This is a genomic window from Agromyces sp. S2-1-8 (assembly GCF_021129215.1).
GTDB classification, from domain to species: domain Bacteria; phylum Actinomycetota; class Actinomycetes; order Actinomycetales; family Microbacteriaceae; genus Agromyces; species Agromyces chromiiresistens.
Genome location: NZ_JAJOLP010000001.1, coordinates 545,096 through 562,460 on the forward strand (window position 1 = coordinate 545,096; position 17,365 = coordinate 562,460).

General features: G+C 72.5%; 16 protein-coding genes. 8 read left to right on the forward strand and 8 right to left on the reverse strand.

Annotation, left to right across the window (positions count from 1 at the left end; translation table 11 throughout):
• Positions 1-8 precede the first annotated feature (8 nt).
• Complete coding sequence (locus LR269_RS02435; protein WP_231429118.1) at positions 9-1,295, reverse strand: sugar ABC transporter substrate-binding protein; 1,287 nt, start codon at positions 1,293-1,295, stop codon at positions 9-11.
• A gap of 217 nt (positions 1,296-1,512) precedes the next feature.
• On the opposite strand from LR269_RS02435, the gene LR269_RS02440 reads away from it, so the two are divergent.
• Positions 1,513-2,550, forward strand: coding sequence for a LacI family DNA-binding transcriptional regulator (locus tag LR269_RS02440; RefSeq protein ID WP_231429119.1), 1,038 nt, complete (start codon positions 1,513-1,515; stop codon positions 2,548-2,550).
• A 124-nt stretch (positions 2,551-2,674) separates the two neighbouring features.
• Here LR269_RS02440 and LR269_RS02445 read toward each other — a convergent pair whose 3' ends face one another.
• Positions 2,675-3,385, reverse strand: a complete 711-nt coding sequence (locus LR269_RS02445; RefSeq protein WP_231429120.1) for a GNAT family N-acetyltransferase — start codon at positions 3,383-3,385, stop codon at positions 2,675-2,677.
• A 7-nt stretch (positions 3,386-3,392) separates the two neighbouring features.
• Positions 3,393-4,778 carry a glycine--tRNA ligase gene (locus LR269_RS02450; RefSeq protein ID WP_231429121.1) on the reverse strand — a complete coding sequence of 462 codons (1,386 nt, stop codon included), beginning with the start codon at positions 4,776-4,778 and terminating at the stop codon, positions 3,393-3,395.
• 90 nt (positions 4,779-4,868) lie between these two features.
• Between LR269_RS02450 and LR269_RS02455 the strand changes: the two genes are divergently transcribed.
• Positions 4,869-5,276: an NUDIX domain-containing protein gene (locus LR269_RS02455; RefSeq protein ID WP_231429122.1), complete on the forward strand. Its 408-nt coding sequence runs from the start codon at positions 4,869-4,871 to the stop codon at positions 5,274-5,276.
• A 73-nt stretch (positions 5,277-5,349) separates the two neighbouring features.
• On the forward strand, positions 5,350-6,912 hold the full coding sequence (locus LR269_RS02460; protein ID WP_231429123.1) for an alpha/beta fold hydrolase: 1,563 nt from the start codon (positions 5,350-5,352) through the stop codon (positions 6,910-6,912).
• Here the strand turns inward: LR269_RS02460 and LR269_RS02465 are convergent.
• The 4 genes from LR269_RS02465 to LR269_RS02480 form a co-directional block, all read right to left on the reverse strand.
• Positions 6,885-7,022: a hypothetical protein gene (locus LR269_RS02465; RefSeq protein ID WP_231429124.1), complete on the reverse strand. Its 138-nt coding sequence runs from the start codon at positions 7,020-7,022 to the stop codon at positions 6,885-6,887. The two genes, LR269_RS02460 and LR269_RS02465, sit on opposite strands and share 28 nt — an antisense overlap.
• Before the next feature lie 15 nt (positions 7,023-7,037).
• Positions 7,038-7,301, reverse strand: coding sequence for a GNAT family N-acetyltransferase (locus LR269_RS02470; protein ID WP_231429125.1), 264 nt, complete (start codon positions 7,299-7,301; stop codon positions 7,038-7,040).
• Between the two features lie 129 nt (positions 7,302-7,430).
• Positions 7,431-8,339, reverse strand: coding sequence for a serine hydrolase (locus LR269_RS02475; RefSeq protein WP_231429126.1), 909 nt, complete (start codon positions 8,337-8,339; stop codon positions 7,431-7,433).
• A 95-nt stretch (positions 8,340-8,434) separates the two neighbouring features.
• Entirely contained in the window at positions 8,435-10,489 is a 2,055-nt protein-coding gene (locus LR269_RS02480; RefSeq protein ID WP_231429127.1) for a M13 family metallopeptidase, read from the reverse strand.
• Between the two features lie 47 nt (positions 10,490-10,536).
• Between LR269_RS02480 and LR269_RS02485 the strand changes: the two genes are divergently transcribed.
• The 5 genes from LR269_RS02485 (at position 10,537) to LR269_RS02505 (ending at position 16,007) form a co-directional block, all read left to right on the forward strand.
• Complete coding sequence (locus tag LR269_RS02485) at positions 10,537-10,908, forward strand: YccF domain-containing protein (protein WP_231429128.1); 372 nt, start codon at positions 10,537-10,539, stop codon at positions 10,906-10,908.
• Between the two features lie 125 nt (positions 10,909-11,033).
• On the forward strand, positions 11,034-12,764 hold the full coding sequence (locus tag LR269_RS02490) for a sensor histidine kinase (RefSeq protein ID WP_231429129.1): 1,731 nt from the start codon (positions 11,034-11,036) through the stop codon (positions 12,762-12,764).
• Positions 12,752-13,408: a response regulator transcription factor gene (locus LR269_RS02495; protein WP_231429130.1), complete on the forward strand. Its 657-nt coding sequence runs from the start codon at positions 12,752-12,754 to the stop codon at positions 13,406-13,408. The genes LR269_RS02490 and LR269_RS02495 overlap by 13 nt, the downstream gene beginning before the upstream one ends.
• Before the next feature lie 143 nt (positions 13,409-13,551).
• A complete protein-coding gene (locus LR269_RS02500) occupies positions 13,552-14,472 on the forward strand; it encodes an alpha/beta hydrolase (protein ID WP_231429131.1) in 921 nt (306 codons plus the stop codon).
• A 113-nt stretch (positions 14,473-14,585) separates the two neighbouring features.
• The gene (locus LR269_RS02505; RefSeq protein ID WP_231429132.1) at positions 14,586-16,007 is read left to right on the forward strand and encodes an MATE family efflux transporter; all 1,422 of its coding nucleotides are present in this window, start codon (positions 14,586-14,588) and stop codon (positions 16,005-16,007) included.
• Between the two features lie 118 nt (positions 16,008-16,125).
• On the opposite strand, the gene LR269_RS02510 is transcribed toward LR269_RS02505, so the two are convergent.
• Entirely contained in the window at positions 16,126-17,355 is a 1,230-nt protein-coding gene (locus tag LR269_RS02510; RefSeq protein ID WP_231429133.1) for an amidohydrolase, read from the reverse strand.
• Positions 17,356-17,365 lie beyond the last annotated feature (10 nt).

Genomic DNA, 17,365 nt, shown 5'->3' on the forward strand with positions numbered 1-17,365 from the left:
CTCGCGGGCTACTCCGAGACGGAGAGGCCCTGCGCCTCGAGGGCGTCGACGGTCTGCTGCTGGGTGCCCTTCAGCGCGTCGGCGAAGGTGCCCTGCTTCGACCAGGCCTTGCCCAGGCCGTCGTCGAGGAAGCCGACGGTCTCGGGCATGTTCGGCCCCCAGGTCCATCCGGTCGTGACGAGCGGCGAGGCCTCGGCGAAGACGTCGAAGATGACCTGGTCGCCGAAGTACGGGTCGGGCTCGGTGAGCACCGGCAGGTCGAGCAGTTCGGTCGCCGCCGGGTAGAGCGCGGCGGCCTCGATGAGGCCCGTGTAGATGTCGGGATCGGTGCTCATGGCATGCGCGAACGTCCACGCCGCCTCGGGGTTGTCGCAGCCCTTCAGCACGGCCGTGGCCGAGCCGCCGACGTTGCCGACCTTGTCGTCGCCGGCCTCCCACTGCGGCATCGGGGCGACGGCCCACTTGCCGGCGCCGTCGGGGGCGCTGCCCTTCAGGATGCCGGCGATCCAGACCGCGCCGACGTGCGTCGCGATCGAACCGTCGCCGAGGCCCGTATACCAGGACTGGTCCCACATGGGGGCCTGGCTGATGAGGCCGGCGTCGGTGAGGCCCTGCCAGTAGTCGGCGACCTTCTGGCCCTCCGGCGAGTCGATCGAGACGTTCCAGCTGTCGCCGTCGACCGAGAACCACGGCGCCTCGGCCTGCCAGTCGAAGCCGGCGTAGTCGTAGTTCAGGTAGCTCGCCGAGAGCGACTTGCCCGCGGCCTTGAGCTTCTCGCCGGCGGCCTGGTACTCGGCCCACGTGGTCGGCACGGCGATGCCGAGCGAGTCGAAGACCTCCTTGTTGTAGAAGAGCGCCATCGGGCCCTGGTCGACGGGCGCGCCGTACACGGCGTCGCCGATCGAGACGGCCGACCACGTCGCGGGCGAGAACTCGCCCTCGCTCTCGTTCGCGAACTCGGACACGTCTTCGAGCGCGCCCTGCGCGGCGAAGCTCGTGAGCGTCTCGTAGCCGACCTGCGCGAGGCACGGCGCGTTGCCGGCCGTCACGGCGTTGAGCATCTTGTCGTAGCCGCCCTTGGCGCCGGGGGCGACCTCCTCGTAGGTGACGACCACGTCGTCCTGCGAGGCGTTGAACGCCTCGACGGCGTCGGCGTAGCCCGGGGCCCAGCCCCAGAACGTGACCTCGGCCGGACCGGACTGCTCGGGCTGCGCCGCCCCGGCACAGCCGGCGAGCGCCAGGCCGATGCCGATCGCGCCGGTGATGCCCACCGTGCGCATGACTGTCTTCTTCACTGCTGCCTCTCCTTTGAATGAGCTCGGAATGCGTCGTGCAACGAACCGGGCCCCGCGCGGTCTCGGGTGCGGGTTCCGCGGGGCGTGCTCTGATGGTGCCACATCTTGTTATCGATAACAAGCACGGATTCTTGACGAAAGAACGGGACAATCGACCCAGTCTTCGAGATAGCATGTTTTCGCTAGCATGGGGGCTGGCATGGCGAAGGGGCATCAGATGAGCACGACGCGGCGACTCGACGCGAACGGACGCGCGCGCACGCCGAGCATGGCCGACGTCGCCGCCCACGCCGGCGTCTCGGCGCAGACGGTGTCGCGCGTGCTGAGCGGCCACCCCAACGTGCAGCCCGCAACCCGCGACCGCGTGCTCGCCTCGGTCGACGAGCTCGGCTATCGCATGAACAACGCCGCGCGCTCGCTCTCGTCGGGCCGCACGCGCACGATCGGCGTCGTCGTGCTGCCGACGGTCGACTACTCTGGCGCCGCCGTCACCCATGGCGTCGAGTCCGCCGCCCGCCGCGCGGGCTACGCGGTCAACATCTCGACGGCGAGCTCGCCCGACCCTGCGGCGATCGCCGCCGCGATGACCCGCCTCGACCGGCAGTCGGTCGAGGGCATCGTGCTCGTCGTGCCGGTGGCGACCGGCACCGACGAGGTCGAGACGATCGCCCGCCGCATCCCGACCGTCACGATCGACGGCTCGCGCACGATGTCGAGCGAGGTCGTCGCGATCGACCAGTTCGAGGTGGGCCGGCTCGCGACCGAGCACCTGCTGTCGCTCGGGCACCCCACCGTCTGGCACGTCGCCGGACCCGACGAGTGGCTCGACTCGACCGGCCGGGCCGCCGGCTGGCGTGCGGCGCTCGAGGCCGCGGGCCGCGAGGTGCCGCCGCTCCTCCACGGCGACTGGTCGCCCGAGTCGGGCTACCAGGCCGGGCTCCTGCTCGGCCGCATCCCCGAGGCGACGGCCGTCTTCGTCGCGAGCGACGAGATGGCGTTCGGCGCGATCCGCGCCCTGCACGAGCTCGGCCGCCGGGTGCCCGAAGACCTCTCGGTCGTCGGCGTCGACGACATCGCCCTCGCCGCGTACTGCAGCCCCGCGCTCACGACCGTCGCCCAGCCGTTCGGCGACATCGCCGCGCTCGCGGTCGAGCACCTGCTGCGACGCATCGACGACCCGACCGCGCCGCCGGCGTCGACCGAGGTGGCGGCGCAGCTCGTGATCCGGTCGAGCACCGCGCCCTACGCGGGCTGAGGGGCATCGTCCCGTCCCGCGTCGTCCGCTCTGGAGGAGGATCCGCCCGACACGCCGATCGCACGCCGTCAGGTCCGGCGCGTCGCGCAGAAGTTCCTCCATAGCACCGGGCGACGGCGCGGGTTCAGCCCCGAGGCATCCATTCACGCCGCAGGATCGCGTAGAGCTCGCTGTCCTGCCAGCCGTCGTCCTCGAGGATCTCCTCGAGCATCGTGCCCTCGAGGCGCATGCCGAGCCGGCGGCACAGCGCGGCCGAGGCGGTGTTGCGCGCATCGAGGTGGGCGAACACGCGGTGCGCACCGATGACCTCGAAGGTGAAGCGCAGCACCTCGGCGGCGGCCTCGCGCGCGAGCCCGCGACCCTGGAACGCAGGATGCAGCACCCAGCCGATCTCGACCTGCGCGCTCTCGATGCTGCCGACCCGCAGCATCACGTCGCCCACCACGCGGTCGCGAGGGGCGGATGCCTCGGCGCCGGCGCCGCCCGCGACCGGCACGCCGACGGACGGCTCGCCATGCAGCACCATCGCGAAGTGGGTCGCGTCGCCGTCGGCGGCGAGCACCCGCATGCCGGCGCGCTTCAGCGTGTGCACGTGCGCGTCCTCGCGGCTGCGCGGCGGCCACGGGATGTAGCGCAGCACCTCGGGCAGGCGCTGGTACTCCCAGACGTCGTCGCTGTCATCGGGCGAGATCGGGCGCAGCGTCATGCGGTCGGTCCGCAGCGGGGCACCCTCGATCGACGCGATGTCGAACGGGAACGCTGCGCCGGTCGCCGCGGCCGCGCCGGTCGCCGCGGTCGCGGTCGTGCCGCCGACGGGCTCGGCCGAGGCGGGCACGAACGCCCTACGCCCCGATGAGCCGCGCCGCGAGGAAGCCCTCGAGCTCGGCGAGCGGCACGCGCTGCTGCTCCATCGTGTCGCGGTCTCGCACCGTCACGGCGTCGTCGTCGAGCGAGTCGAAGTCGACCGTGATGCAGAACGGGGTGCCGATCTCGTCCTGGCGGCGGTAGCGGCGGCCGATCGCGCCGGCATCGTCGAAGTCGACGTTCCAGTACTGGCGCAGCGACGCGGCGACCTCGCGCGCGAGCGGCGAGAGCTTCTCGTTGCGGCTGAGCGGCAGCACGGCGGCCTTGACGGGCGCGAGGCGCGGGTCGAGCTTCAGCACGGTGCGGGTGTCGGTGCCGCCCTTCGCGTTCGGCACCTCCTCGACGTGGTACGCGTCGACGAGGAACGCCATGAGCGAGCGGGTGAGGCCCGCTGCGGGCTCGATCACGTAGGGGATCCAGCGCTCGTTCTTCGACTGGTCGAAGTAGCTGAGCTCCTTGCCCGAGTGCTCGGAGTGCGTCGAGAGGTCGAAGTCGGTGCGGTTCGCGACGCCCTCGAGCTCGCCCCACTCGCCGCCGGTGAAGCCGAAGCGGTACTCGATGTCGACGGTGCGCTTCGAGTAGTGGCTGAGCTTCTCCTTCGGGTGCTCGAAGAGGCGCAGGTTCTCGGGGTCGACGCCGAGGTCGACGTACCAGTTCCAGCGGTAGTCGAGCCAGTACTGGAACCACTCGTCGTCGGTGCCGGGCTCGACGAAGAACTCGAGCTCCATCTGCTCGAACTCGCGCGTGCGGAAGATGAAGTTGCCGGGCGTGATCTCGTTGCGGAACGACTTGCCGATCTGCCCGATGCCGAACGGCGGCTTCATGCGCGCCGCCTGCAGCACGTTGGCGAAGTTCGTGAAGATGCCCTGCGCGGTCTCGGGGCGCAGGTAGTGCAGGCCCGACTCGTCTTGCACCGGGCCGAGGTAGGTCTGCAGCATCATGTTGAAGTCGCGGGGCGGGGTCCACTCGCCGCGGGTGCCGCAGTTCGGGCAGGCGATGTCGCCCATGCCGTTCTCGGGGGCGCGGCCCTTCTTCTCCTCATACGCCTCGAGCAAGTGGTCCTCGCGGAAGCGCTTGTGGCAGTGCAGGCACTCGACGAGCGGGTCGGTGAAGACGCCCACGTGGCCCGAGGCCACCCAGACCTGCTTCGGCAGGATGACGCTCGAGTCGAGGCCGACGACGTCGTCGCGGCGGGTGACCATGTAGCGCCACCACTGCCGCTTGATGTTCTCCTTCAGCTCGACGCCGAGGGGGCCGTAGTCCCACGCCGAACGCGAACCGCCGTAGATCTCGCCGGCCTGGAAGACGAACCCCCGGTGCTGGGCGAGGGCGATGACGGATTCGAGACGGCTGGGTGCGGCCACGGTGGCTCCAATGGTCGGGGGTGGAGATCTCGGGCGGACAGCCCGGCGGTGCCACCATCCTACGGGCGACGGCACTCTAGGCTTGAACGGATGCCCCAGCTGCCCGACCTCCTCGTCTCCGCGATCGCGCTCGTGCGCGACCGTCGGGTGCTCATGGTCACCGCCCGTGATCGCGAGGTCTACTACATGCCCGGCGGCAAGATCGATGCGGGCGAGACGGCCGCCGAAGCGGCCGCGCGCGAGGCGTTCGAAGAGGTCGCGCTCGAGCTCGACCCCGCCTCCCTCGACGAGTTGTTCGAGGTCGTCACCCAGGCGCACGGCGAGCCCGACGGCCGGCTCGTGCGCATGCGGGTCTTCCAGACCGACACGGATGCCTCGCCGGCGCCCTCCGCCGAGGTCGGCAGCCTGCACTGGGTGACCACGGCCGACGCCGACCGCTGCCCGCCCGCCGGGCGCGAGGTGCTCGCCCGGCTCGCTGCGACCGGCCTGATCGACTGAGCACGGTCCCGGCCGCCGAGTGAGCGCCGGGGCGCCGTGTCCGGACCCCGCCCGTCCCCATAGACTGCGGGGCATGGCGTCGACTCGCGTATTCCGCAGCGGAGGCCGCGTCACGCGCATCACGCGCAGCGGTCGCGACGACGGCCCGGGCTACGTGCTCGTGCACGGCATCGGCATGGCCCACGAGTACTGGTCGGATGTCGCGGCGGAGCTCGGGCGCAGCGGCACGGTCTACGCACTCGACCTCCCGGGCTTCGGCGACGCCCCCCAGCCCGACGAGCCGCTCACGATGCGCGGGGCCGGCGACCTCCTCGCCGATCTCGTGCGGGCGGAGGGCATCGCCGACCCGGTGCTCGTCGGCCACAGCGCGGGGGCCCAGGCCGTCGCCGAGGCGGCGGCGTGGCATCCCGAGCTGTTCGAGCGCATCGTGCTCATCGCGCCGACGGTGAACCCTCGCGAACGCTCGGCCGGCAAGCAGGCCCTGCGGCTCCTGCAGGACCTCTCGCTCACCCACCCGAAGGTGCTCGGGCTCGGCGTCGTCTCGTACGCGAAGGCGGGGGTCTCCTGGTACCTCGAGAGCCTGCCGCCGGTCATCGAGCACCGCGTGGAGCTCACGCTGCCGAACGTCGCGGCCCGCACCCTCGTGATCCGGGGCGAACGCGATCGCCTCGTGCCGCGCGAGTGGGCCGAGCGGGTCGCATCGCTCGTCGGCGACGGCCGGTACGCCGAGGTGCCGGGCCGTGGCCACGAGACGATGATCACGGCGGGAGCGAGGGTCGCGAACCTGATCGCCGCCCACGCGAGGGGCGAGGCGGTCGGCCGGGTCGTCGGGCCCGCTGACGGCGCCGTCGTCGTGCCCGCCCGCCGGCGGCCGCCCCTGGCGAAGATCATCCGCTGGTGGGCGCTCGACTACCTCTACGCGGGATGGCGCCAGCTCGCCGTGCTCGGTGCCTGGAAGCCGCCCGCGAAATGGTCGCGCGGCGACACCGCGCTCCCGACGATCGTGCTGCTGCCTGGCGTGTACGAGCACTGGTCGTTCCTGCGACTCCTCGGCGACGCGCTCAACGCCCGCGGCCACCGCGTGCGCGTCGTGCACGGCCTCGGGGCGAACCTGCTCGACATCCCCGAGACCGCCGCCCGCGTCTCGCGCGCGCTCGCCCGGGTGTCGATCCCGGCGGCCGGCCAGGTGCTCGTCGCCCACTCGAAGGGCGGGCTCGTCGCGAAGCGCATGCTGCTCGACGACGACGCGCCGTCGCTCGGCCTGCTCGGCATGGTCGCGATCGCGACGCCGTTCGGCGGTTCGATCTACTCGCGATTCATGTTCGACCGGGCCCTGCGCGAGTTCGATCCCGATGCGCCGATCATCGTCGAGCTCGCCGACGGCATCTCGGTGAACTCGCGGATCGTCTCGGTGTTCGGGCCGTTCGACCCGCACGTGCCGAAGGGAAGCGCGCTCGACGGGGCGACCAACGTGCAGGTGCCGGTCGCCGGTCACTTCCGGGTGCTCGGCGCGACCGAGACGGTCGACGCGGTGGTCACCGGCATCCGGCAGCTCGCCGACGCCACGGCCGACGCCGCCGACCAACCCGCGGAGCAGCCGGGAGCGGGTCAGAGCTCGTCGAGCGGGGCCGCGTAGCGGAACGCGCCGACCGGGGCGTCCGCCTCGGTCGCGCCGAGCCGGATCGCCTGGAAGTACGCGCCCCAGGCCGGCTCGGGCGGCGTGATGCCGAGGTCGACGCTCGGCACGAAGCCGAGCCGGCCCTAGTACGCCGGGTCGCCGAGCAGCGCCACGACTCGTTCGCCGTGCTCCGCGGCGAGCCGCAACGTCTCGCGCACGAGCGCCGAGCCGATGCCGCGCCGCTGCACTGAGGGATCGACCCCGATGGGGCCGAGCCCGAGCGCGGGCCCGTCGCCGGCCCACCCCCTCGTCGTGATGCAGTAGCCGGCGACCGCCCCGTCGATCTCGGCGACGAGGGCGAGGTGCGGCAGGAACTCCACCGAGGTGACGAGCGCCGTGTTGAGCACGACCTCGCCGGCGGCGACGCCGCCGGCGAACCGTCGGGCTGAGGCCCCGAGAACGCCTCGGCGAGAAGCCGGTCGACGGCCGCGCGGTCGTCCACGCGGTACGTGCGGATCAGCATTCGGGCGAGCACCTCAGTGCACGAACTCGAGCAGGTCCATGCCGACCTGGCGCATGCCGTCGAGCACCGCGAGGCGCGACGAGAGCATCGTGTCGGCGTAGTACATCGAGACGGCGTAGGCGACGCTCGCGCGCGGCCCCCGCAGGACGCCGACCTCGCTGCGCACTCCCCCGTCGGTGCCGGTCTTGTTCATGAGCAGCACGCCGTGGTCGGGCGTGCGATGCGAGAGCGGGTCGAGCCCGAACGCCGAGGCGACCATCGAGAGATCGGCGTTGAGCGAGAGCCAGCCGACGACGCGCTGCGACACCTCGGGCGAGACGATCTCGCCGCGGGCGAGCGAGGCGAAGAGCCAGGTGAGCTCCTTCGCCGAGCCGATCGAGAGCTGCGGGGCGTCGTCGGGCCCGCGGTGGTCGCGCACGAGGTCGAGCAGCGCGGTTCGCGTGAGGCCGAGCGTCTCGGTGCGCGCGCGCACCGCCTCGAGGCCGATGTGGCGGATGAGCACGTTCGTCGCGAGGTTGTCGCTCGTCGCGCCGACGAGTGCGGCGAGGTCGGCGATCGGCAGCGACGGCGACTGCAGGTGCTGCCAGATGCCCGAGTCGCCGGCCGCGTCGCGGGGAGCGCGGTCGAGCACGGTGAACGTCTCGGTGCTCGCCCCGACGAGGCGCGAGGCGATCTCGACGAGCAGCAGCACCTTGCCGATCGAGGCGGTCGGCATCACGACGTGGTCGTCGACCGAGAACAGCACCTTGCCGGTCGCGAGGTCGGTCGCGCGGGCCGAGACCTGCACCCCGGCGAGCGCGAGCTCGCCGAGCGCGGCGAACCCGCGGGCGAAGTTCTCGCCCGGCTCCTCGGTGCGGTGCTTGCCCGTGCGCAGATCGGCATGACGTGCGCGTCGCTCGGATCCCTGCGACGACGTCACCACGGTGCTTGCACGCTCTTCCTCGGACGGTCGGCGCTCCCCCACCGCAGGCCGCGGCGCGCTCGAGATGTTCGGATACTCGGACTTCGGATCTGCGACTACCAGATGGTCACCCGCTCGGCAGGGTCGAGCCAGAGGGCGTCCTCTTCAGTCACTCCGAAGCCAGTGTAGAACTCATCGATGTTGCGGACGATCTGGTTGCACCGGAACTCGTTCGGCGAGTGGGGATCGATCGCGAGCAGGCGCACCACCTCCTCGTCGCGGCCCTTCATCTGCCAGGCCTGCGCCCACGACAGGAAGAACCGCTGCACCGCCGAGTACCCGTCGATCTCGGGAGCCCCGTCGACGTCGCCGCCCTGCGAGAGCACGTACGCCTTCCACGCGATCGCGAGCCCGCCGAGGTCGCCGATGTTCTCGCCGATCGTGAGCGCGCCGTTCACGTGCGGCGCCCCGTTCGCCTCGGCCCCGCCCTGGGTGGATGCCTCGCCCGCGGCACCCTCGGACCCGGGCGCGCCGTCGGCGAGCTGGGCGGGAACGAGCGCGTCGTACTGCTCGATGAGCGCCTTCGTGCGCTCCTCGAAGGCGGCGCGGTCGTCGGCCGTCCACCAGTCGGTGAGGCGCCCGTCGCCGTCGTACTTCGACCCCTGGTCGTCGAAGCCGTGCCCGATCTCGTGTCCGATCACCGCGCCGATCGCGCCGTAGTTCGCCGCGGCGTCGCGGCCGGCGTCGAAGAACGGGAACTGCAGGATCGCCGCAGGGAACACGATCTCGTTGAAGCCGGGGTTGTAGTACGCGTTGATCGTCTGCGGGGTCATGAACCATTCGTCGCGGTCGATCGGCCCGCCGACCTTGCCGAGCTCGCGCTTGAACTCGAACTCGGCCGTCGCGCGCACGTTCCCGACGAGGTCGTCGGTGATCTCGAGGGTCGAGTAGTCGCGCCACTTCACGGGGTAGCCGATCTTCGGCGTGAACTTCGCGAGCTTGTCGAGCGCCTTCTTCTTGGTGGCCTTCCCCATCCAGTCGAGGCCCTCGATCGACTCGCGGTAGGCCGCGACGAGGTTCGCGACGAGCTCGTCCATCGCCTCCTTCGCCGCGGGCGGGAAGTGCCGTTCGACGTAGATGCGGCCGACCGCCTCGCCCATGGCGCCCTCGACGAGCGAGACCCCGCGCTTCCACCGCTCGCGCATCTGCGGCGTGCCGGTGAGCGTGCGGCCGTAGAAGTCGAAGTTGGCCTCGACGAGGTCGCTCGAGAGGTAGGCCGCGCTCGAGCGCACGACCTGCCAGGCCAGCCAGTCGCGCCAGGCGGGCAGCCGGTCCTCGGTCAGCAGCCGGCCGAGGCCCTGCACGAACGACGGCTGCCGCACGACGAGCTCGTCGAAGGCGCCCGACGGAACGCCCATCGCGTCGCGCCAGACCGACAGCCCCGAACCCGCGGGCTCGGCGCCGGGGAACGCCAGCGCCGAGGCATCCGCCCAGCTCTTCAGGTTGTAGGTCTTCTCGCTGTCGCGCGAGTCGACGTTGTTCCAGTGCACCCTCGCGATCTCGGTCTCGAGCTCGAACACGCGGGCCGCCCGCTCGGCGGCAGCGTCGAACTGCGCGAGCCGCAGCATCCGCTCGAGGTGCTCGCGGTAGGCCGCGCGGATCGGCTCGAAGCGGTCTTCGCGGAAGTAGCTCTCGTCGGGCAGGCCGATGCCGCCCTGCTCGACGAAGACGAGATAGCGCTCGGGGTCGCCCGGATCGTTGTCGACGTAGAGCTGCGCGAAGCCCGACACGCCCTGCCGCTCGAGCCGGCCGAGGGTCTCGACGAAACTGCCGATCGAGTTCACGAGCGACACCTCGAGCAGCTGGCCGGCGATCGGCGTGACCCCGAGCAGCTCGGCCCGGTCCTCGTTCATGAAGCTCGCGTAGAGGTCGCCCACCTTGCGGGCCTCGGTGCCGGGCTCGGCCTGCTGCGACTCCTCGATGATCTCGCGCACGGCCTCCTCGGCCTCCTCGTGCAGCACGTAGAAGGAGCCGTAGCGCGCCTTGTCGGCGGGGATGTCGGTGCGTTCGATCCACCTGCCGTTGACGTGCCGGAACAGGTCGTCCTGCGGGCGCACGCCCGGGTCGAGCTCGTCAAGCGTGATTCCGGAGGGCAGCGCGACGTCGGTCATGCGCAACAGCCTATGCTCGGCTTCCGGCGCATAGGCTGAGGATCGACATGAAGACGCTGCTGAACATCATCTGGCTCGTGCTCTCGGGCATCTGGCTGTTCCTGTCGTACGTGCTCGCGGGCGTCGTGATGTGCATCCTGATCGTGACGATCCCGTGGGGCATCGCGTCGTTCCGCATCGCGATGTACGCCCTGTGGCCGTTCGGCCGCACGGTCGTGCAGAAGCCGACCTCGGGCGCGTGGTCGTTCATCGGCAACGTGATCTGGGTCATCCTCGCCGGCTGGTGGCTCGCGCTCGAGCACATCGTCACGGGCCTGCTGCTCTGCATCACGATCATCGGAATCCCGCTCGGCATCGCGAACTTCAAGCTCGTGCCCGTCTCGCTCGCGCCCCTCGGCAAGGAGATCGTCGACGCCTGAGCCGTCGGCTCGCCCCCGCTCGCCCGACCCTCCTGACGGGGATGACGCGATCCAGGTCCATTCCGTTCGCCGACGGCCTCGGCCAAGATGGGGCTGGGCGCCGGGTCGGCGCGGGGCGGAGGGGCATGGCATCGGACTGGTCGGCGCCCCCGCTCGCACGATCGCTGGGCGCCGCGCTCACCCTCATGATGGTGCTCGGCGTGCTGTTCGCCGCGCTCGAGTTCGCGCTGCTCCTCCCCATCCCGCCCGAGTTCTGGGTGATCGCCCTGTTCCCCGCCGTCGCGCTCGTCTGGTTCGTCGCGGGAACGATCGCGTGGCGCCGACGGCCGAGCAGTCGCACCGGTCTGCTCATCTGGGTCGGCGGCATCTCGCTGCTCGCCGGAGGCCTGCTCAACACCGGCATCCAGTTCGGCATCGTGGTCGGCAGCGTCTTCGCGACCGTCATCGTCGCCGTCATCGTGCACCTGCTGCTCGCCTTCCCGTCCGGCCGACTGCCCGACCGGACCTCCCGCGCGATCGCGCTCGCGGGCTACTTCGTCGCGCTCGTGCTGCAGACCCCGGTCTACGTGTGGGGCATGGGCCTGTTCGCCCCCGCGATCCCGGCGAACTCGGAGCTCGCGACGATCGGCGGCGAGGTGCAGCGGTGGGCCGGGCTCGTCGTCGTCGTCGCGACGGCGGTCGTGCTCGGCATGCGGCTGCGCGCGACGTCGCCCGGCCGCCGGCGCGTGCTGGTGCCGCTCTACGGCTACGGCATGGCGTCGGTCGTGCTCATCCCGGCGAGCGCGAGCCTCGACGTCGCCCTGCCGGTGCCCGCCGTCGTCGCCGTCCAGCTCGCGCTCATCGCCGGCGTCGCCGTCGCCTTCACGGTCGGGGTGCTCGTCGGCGGCTTCGAGCGCACGGCCGAGCTCGAGGAGCTCGCGGCGTGGCTCGGCACCGAGTCCGGACGCGAGCCGCTGCGGTCCGCCATCGCGCGCGCGCTCGGCGATCCGAGCGTCGAGCTCGTCTACTGGCTGCCGGTGCGCGAGGGATTCGTCGACGAGCAGGGCATCGGCGTCGACCCGCCCGACGATCCCGGTCGCGGCTTCGCCGTCATCGAGTCCGACGGCGCCCCGGTCGGCGCGATCGTGTACGACGCCAGGCTCGTGGGCGACCAGCAGCGCGTGCAGGCCGTCGGCCGGGTCGCCGCGATCGCGATCGCGCGCGAACGGCTCACGACCGAGCTGCGAGCGAGCCAGACGGCGCTGCGGCACTCGCGCGTGCGCCTCGTCGAGGCGGCCGACCGGGAGCGCGCCCGCATCGCGAAGGACCTGCACGACGGGCTCCAGGTGCAGCTCGTGCTGCTCGCACTCGAGGCGGGGCGCATCCACGACGACGCGCAGGTCGAGGCCGTCCGCGATCGTGCGCTGCACCTGCGTCAGGGCATCGAGGAGGCGGCCGACGAGCTGCGCCGGCTCGTGCACGAGGTGATGCCGTCGGCGCTCGTCGAGCGCGGACTGGTGCTCGCCGCGGAGGACCTCGTCGACCGGATGCCGATTCCGACGACGTTGCGCGCCGAGGGACTCGACGCGCCGCTGTCGCCGACCGTCCTGAACGTCGCGTACTTCGTCGTCGCCGAGGGGCTCGCCAACACGGTCAAGCATGCGCGCGCGGCATCCGCGTCGGTCAGCCTGACCCGCGAGGGCGACGTGCTCGCCGTCGAGATCGCCGACGACGGCGTCGGCGGGACGGGCGTGCATCGCGGCCGCGGGCTCGCGGGGCTCGCCGACCGCATCGATGCGGTCGGGGGCAGGATGTCGCTGCGGAACGTCCCCGGCGGTGGCACGAGCCTCAGGGCGGAGCTGCCGTGCGGGTCGTGATCGCCGAAGACGAGACCCTGCTGCGGCAGGGGCTGCGACTGCTGCTCGAGGAGGGCGGGTTCGAGGTCGTCGCCGCGGCGGGCGATGCCGACGAGCTGCTCGGCGCCGTCGACGCGCACGGGCCCGATCTCGTGATCACCGACATCCGGATGCCGCCGTCGCACAGCGACGAGGGCCTGCGAGCGGCCCTCCGCATCCGGAGCGAGCGCCCCGACATCGCGATCGTCGTGCTCTCGCAGTACGTGCAGCGGCGCTACGCGCTCGAGCTGCTCGGGGGCGAGGCATCCAGGATCGGGTACCTGCTGAAGCAGCGGATCGCCGATGTCGGCGCGTTCCGCGACGACCTCCGCCGCGTCGCCGAGGGCGGCACGGCGCTCGACCCCGAGGTGGTCGCGGTGCTCATCTCGCGCGCCGGGCGCGGCGGCGGCGACGTGCGGCGACTCACGCGCCGCCAGCGCGAGGTGCTCGCCTACATGGCGGAAGGTCGGAGCAACGCCTGGATCGGGCAACGGCTCGTGCTCACCGAGAAGGCGATCGTGCAGCACACCTCGGGCATCTACGACGCGCTCGGGCTGCCCGTCACGGCCGACGATCACCGCCGGGTGCTCGCGGTGATCCGGTACCTCGACGGCGCGGCCGACTGAGCGAGGCGTCGCGAGGCCCCGACCCCCGTTCTGGGTGCCGCCGCCGCGGCGAATGGCGACATGGGTCCATGTCGGCGGCGGCGACGCGCGAGGAGAGTGTGCGATGCGCGCCCCTACGCGAGCCACTCCCGGAAGGATCATCCATGGCTCTGTCGACCTCCGTCCAGATGACGAACGCCGCGCTCAGCGCGGTGCGCACCGCCGACCGCGTCTCGCCCGCACTCGCCGCGGGCATCGCCGGCCCCATGTTCGAGCGCACGCGCCCGTCGCGCGTCGTGCATCCGAGCGAGCAGCCCGTGCACCTCGCCGCCGAGCGGCACCCGCTGCCGCTGCCGCACGGCGACGGCGTGCTCTACGAATGGGGCACGGGCCCCCGCACCGTTCTGCTGGTGCACGGCTGGCGCGGCCGCGCCTCGCAGTTCGCGCCGATCATCCGCGAGCTGCGCGCCGCGGGCTTCCACCTCGTCGCATTCGACGCACCGGCGCACGGCGACGCGGCGGGCCGGCGCACCGACATCCGTTCGTGGGTGGAGGCGATCAACCGGCTGCACCTCGAGTACGGCCGCTTCGAGGCGATCATCGGCCACTCGCTCGGCGCGCTCACGACGATGACCGCGGTGCGCGACGGCGTCTCGACGCGCGGTGTCGTCGGGCTCGCGCCGATGTCGTCGGGCCGCTACCTGTTCGACGCCTTCGCGCACGGCGTCGGTCTCAGCGAGCAGGCCGCCGCGATCCAGCGCGAGCGCTACACCCGGCGGGTCTTCCCCGACGCGTCCGACCCGTGGCGTCGTTTCGACACGCTCGCCGCACCGCTGCCGGCGTCGGTCGAGCTGCTGCTGCTGCACGACCGTGAAGACCGCGAGATCGACGCCGCGCAGAGCGAGCTGCTGCACGCAGCGCACGGCGACCGGTCGAGGATGCTGCTGTCCAGCGGATCCGGTCACGTCAGGCTGCTCGGGGCCGACCGCACGCTCGACGCCGTCACGGCCTTCGTCGGCGGCGGCGTCGCCGCGGTCGACCGCATCGAGCGGGGCGAGGAGCGGAGCGTGCGCACCGCCGCGTGAGCCGGGCCGGCGCGCAGCCCGAGCGCCGCGCCGGTTCCCGAAGACGACCGGATGCCGGAGCGCCCCGGCCGGCATCCGGTCGTGTCACCGGCCCGACGTAGGCTCGAGGGCACATGAATCGCTCCGACGCCTCCGAACCGGGCACCGCCGGCACCACGGGCTCGTCGACCGACCCGACCGACCCCGCCGCGAGCTCCGCGGCCGCACGGTCGGCGGGGCGCGCCGTCGACCGCGACATCCTCCGCCTCGCGATTCCCGCGCTCGGCGCGCTCATCGCCGAACCGCTGTTCCTGCTGGCCGACACGGCGATGGTCGGCCACCTCGGTGCGGAGCCCCTCGCCGGGCTCGGGCTCGCGAGCGCGGTGCTGCAGACGATCATCGGGCTGATGGTGTTCCTCGCCTACGCCACGACGCCCGCGGTCGCCCGCAGGCTCGGCGCCGGCGACCTGCGCGGCGCGGTCGCGTCGGGCATCGACGGGCTCTGGCTCGCCCTCGGCATCGGCATCGTGCTCGCCGTCGGCGGGTGGTTCGCGGCACCGTGGCTCGTGGGGCTGTTCGGGGCGACGAGCGAAGTCACGGCCGAGGCATCCACGTACCTGTCGATCTCGATGGGCGGCCTGCCGGCGATGCTGATCGTGTTCGCGGCGACCGGACTCCTGCGCGGCCTGCAGGACACGAAGACCCCGCTCTGGGTCGCGGGCATCGGCTTCGCCGTCAACATCGCGCTCAACTACGTGTTCATCTACGTCGCGGGGTGGGGCATCGCGGGCTCGGCCGTCGGCACGGTGATCGCGCAGTGGGGCATGGTCGTCGTCTACCTCGTCGTCGTCGCGACGCACGCGCGCCGGGCGGGGGCGAGCCCGTGGCCCCACCACGCCGGGGTGCTGCGCGGGGCGAAGTCGGGCGGCTGGCTGTTCGTGCGCACCGCGAGCCTGCGCGTCGCGCTGCTGCTCGCCACCTGGGCGGCGACCTCGCTCGGGTCGAACGAGCTCGCCGCGTTCCAGGTCGCGATGACGATCTACTTCACGCTCGGTTTCGCGCTCGACGCGCTCGCGATCGCCGCACAGGCCCTCGTCGGGCGAGGGCTCGGCGCCGGCGACGTCACGGCCGTCCGGCGCGTGCTGCGACGCTGCATCGAGTGGGGCATCGGGTCGGGTGCGGCCATCGGGGCGCTGCTCATCGCGCTCGCCTGGGTGCTGCCCGGGCTGTTCACGAGCTCGGCCGAGGTGGCCGCCCTGCTGCCGCCGGCGCTCGTCGTGCTCGGCCTGTCGGCACCGCTCGGCGGCCTCGTCTTCGTGCTCGACGGCGTGCTCATCGGCGCCGGCGACGCCCGCTACCTCGCCTGGACGGGCCTCGTGAACCTCGCCGTGTTCGTGCCGCTCGCCCTCGGCGTCGCGTCGGTGGCCCCGCCGGGTGCCGCGGGGCCCGCCTGGCTCATGGCGGCGTTCGCCATCGGCTACCTGGCGGCGCGCGCGGTGACCCTCGGGCTCCGGGCGCGCGGCGAGCGGTGGATGGTCACGGGCGCGCCCGCCTGACCTCGACCGGGCCGGTCACGCCCGCTGCCCCGCTGAAGGAGGTTCTCGCGCGAGAACGAGGTTGCAACTCGCTTCAGGCGCGACGACTCACCTCAGGCGCATCGAGACGACCGCGGGTCTACCCGACCGACGCACCGAGCCACTCGCGCGCGGCGGCGACGAGGGCCGCGACGCCGCTCTCGAGGGTCGGGTCGATGACCGGCGCGAACTTCGGCGAGTGGTTCGAGGGCAGGTTCTCGGGCAGTCGCCCCGCGGCGAGCGCGGCCGGGTCGAACAGCGACGGGTCGAATCCGCCGAGGAACCAGTAGACGAGCGGCACGCCCGCGGCGGTCGCGAAGACGCCGACGTCCTCGCTGCCCGAGACGACGCCCGGGTCGAACACCCGCCCCTCGCCGAGCGCACGGCGCAGCGCCGCGGCGGTGCGCTCCGAGGCATCCGCGTCGTTGACGGTGGCCGGGAACCGCGCGCCGTAGTCGAAGTGGGGGTCACGAGGGGCGCCCGAGGCGGCCGCTTCGCCCGTCGCGATGCGCTCGATCGCGGTGAGCACCTTCGTGCGCACCGACTCGTCGAAGCTGCGCACGTTGATGCCGAGCATCGCCTCGGACGGGATGATGTTGTGCTTCGTGCCGGCGTGCAACTGCCCGACGGTGACGACGGCGGCATCGGTCGCGGCGATCTCGCGGGCGACGACCCCCTGCAGCCGCACGGTGATCGCCGCGGCGAGCAGCACCGGGTCGATCGTCGCCTCGGGGCGCGAGCCGTGGCCGCCGACGCCGTGCACGCGCACCGTCAGCTCGTCGGCCGCCGCCATCGCGACGCCGGCGTGCACGCCCGCGAATCCCGCGGGCAGCGGGGCGACGTGCTGGCCCAGCACGATGTCGGGCCGGGGCACGCGGTCGAAGAGGCCGTCGGCGACCATCGACTCGGCACCGCCGCCGAGCTCTTCGGCGGGCTGGAAGACGACGACGAGCGCGCCCGACCACCGGGAGCGCTCGGCGGCCATCCGTTCGGCCGCACCGAGCAGGCACGTCACGTGCACGTCGTGGCCGCATGCGTGCATCACCGGCACGTCGTTGCCGTCGGCGTCCGTCCCGCGTGCGGTGCTGGCGTATGGCAGTCCGGTGTCCTCGAGCACGGGCAGCGCGTCCATGTCGGCGCGCAGCAGCACCGTCGGGCCGGCGCCGTTCGCGAGCACGCCCGCGACGCCGGTGGTGCCGAGCCCCGTCACGACGTCGAAACCGAGCCCGGTCAGGGTCTCCGCGACGATGGCGGCGGTGCGGTGCTCCTGGAACGAGAGTTCGGGGTTGGCGTGCAGGTCGCGGTAGATCGCTGCGAGGTCGAGGCTCATGCGGTCAGCC

What these genes read in the sequence shown, in the direction of transcription:
- LR269_RS02490 (WP_231429129.1), top strand. Translation starts at nt 11,034, where the DNA reads ATGGCATCGGACTGGTCGGCGCCCCCGCTCGCACGATCGCTGGGCGCC.
- LR269_RS02510 (WP_231429133.1), bottom strand. Translation starts at nt 17,355, where the DNA reads ATGAGCCTCGACCTCGCAGCGATCTACCGCGACCTGCACGCCAACCCC.
- LR269_RS02440 (WP_231429119.1), top strand. Translation starts at nt 1,513, where the DNA reads ATGAGCACGACGCGGCGACTCGACGCGAACGGACGCGCGCGCACGCCG.
- LR269_RS02505 (WP_231429132.1), top strand. Translation starts at nt 14,586, where the DNA reads ATGAATCGCTCCGACGCCTCCGAACCGGGCACCGCCGGCACCACGGGC.
- LR269_RS02500 (WP_231429131.1), top strand. Translation starts at nt 13,552, where the DNA reads ATGGCTCTGTCGACCTCCGTCCAGATGACGAACGCCGCGCTCAGCGCG.
- LR269_RS02460 (WP_231429123.1), top strand. Translation starts at nt 5,350, where the DNA reads ATGGCGTCGACTCGCGTATTCCGCAGCGGAGGCCGCGTCACGCGCATC.
- LR269_RS02480 (WP_231429127.1), bottom strand. Translation starts at nt 10,489, where the DNA reads ATGACCGACGTCGCGCTGCCCTCCGGAATCACGCTTGACGAGCTCGAC.
- LR269_RS02455 (WP_231429122.1), top strand. Translation starts at nt 4,869, where the DNA reads ATGCCCCAGCTGCCCGACCTCCTCGTCTCCGCGATCGCGCTCGTGCGC.
- LR269_RS02485 (WP_231429128.1), top strand. Translation starts at nt 10,537, where the DNA reads ATGAAGACGCTGCTGAACATCATCTGGCTCGTGCTCTCGGGCATCTGG.